The following is a 390-nucleotide window of genomic DNA, read 5'->3' as shown; positions in this document are numbered from 1 at the left end:
ATCCTGCACCCACCCATCCTTATCAGGCTCGGGGCTTCGACAAACAATCATGTCTGGGTCTTGGCCCCGGAGCTTGCATAGTTCTCGCGCTGCGCGTTCGAGTTGTCGTTCGTTCATACGCTGGCCTCGTACATAAGTTCCTTTTCATCACGGCCAAGACCCAATGCTACTGTAGTCAGGCTCCTATGGATGGATGCACGCTCTTCTGTAGTAAGAGCGCGTGATGCACCGTTGATGAAGGCGCTGCGCGTCGAGCCACGCACAATGTGTTCTGGCATTGGATCGCCAGTGTTCAGCATCTCGACAACCGCAACACGTGGCTCGTTCTTGAACTCGTCGCGAAGATGCACGGCATTCATCGTGGGGAGCGGGCCATCAGACAGTATCAAG

At 55.4% G+C, this 390-nt stretch carries 1 protein-coding gene; it reads right to left on the bottom strand.

The genetic code is table 11. The annotated features are described in order from the left end of the window. Window positions 1–113: 113 nt before the first annotated feature. On the bottom strand, window positions 114–390 hold a 277-nt coding region (locus AC1RPN_RS08535), incomplete at its 5' end, for a hypothetical protein (RefSeq protein WP_481763765.1).

This window comes from Dellaglioa sp. CoH-57-MRSF-20 (assembly GCF_056781955.1).
This window is presented reverse-complemented; position numbering and strand designations above follow the sequence as displayed.